General features: G+C 68.3%; 1 protein-coding gene. It reads right to left on the bottom strand.

What is annotated here, in order from left to right:
* Window positions 1-282 precede the first annotated feature (282 nt).
* On the bottom strand, window positions 283-546 hold a 264-nt coding region (locus G7A99_RS24285), incomplete at its 5' end, for an OmpA family protein (RefSeq protein ID WP_163144640.1).

Raw genomic sequence — 546 nt, 5'->3', positions numbered from 1 at the left:
TCGAAGGTCTCCAGGTCGCGGCTCGGCTGACTCGGCATTGACGTTTCCTCGGTGTGAAGGGCCCTTCTGCGCGGGTTGCCCGACGGCGTCTTGGCGTGGGGCGAGCATACCACCCGCGGCGCCTGCGTGCCCGCTGCGCCGATGCCAGCACGTGATGTCGGTGAGGGTCAAAGGGGGGGCTGAACAATGCGGGGGGAGACCCGGAAACGAGAACGCCCCGCCGGAGAGGGCGGGGCGTCGGGACGGGTCGCCGCAGCGACCCTGACTCGGAAGCGCCGGCGCTTACTTCTGTTCGGTCACCGTCTTCATGCCGGTGACCTCGACCTCCACGCGCCGGTTGGGCTGCAGGCAGTTGATGAGCTCGTTGCGGCCGCCGGTGTTCTCGCACTGCACGACCGGATCACCCTCGCCCATGCCGACGACCTGCATGTCGTAGCCGGCCATGGTGGGCTTGCTCATGAGGTAGTCCGCCACTGCCTGGGCACGACGCTCGGAGAGCTTCTGGTTGTAGGCCTCCGGGCCGATGCGGTCGGTGTGACCGAGGAC

The organism is Arhodomonas sp. KWT (genome assembly GCF_010993615.1).
This window is presented reverse-complemented; position numbering and strand designations above follow the sequence as displayed.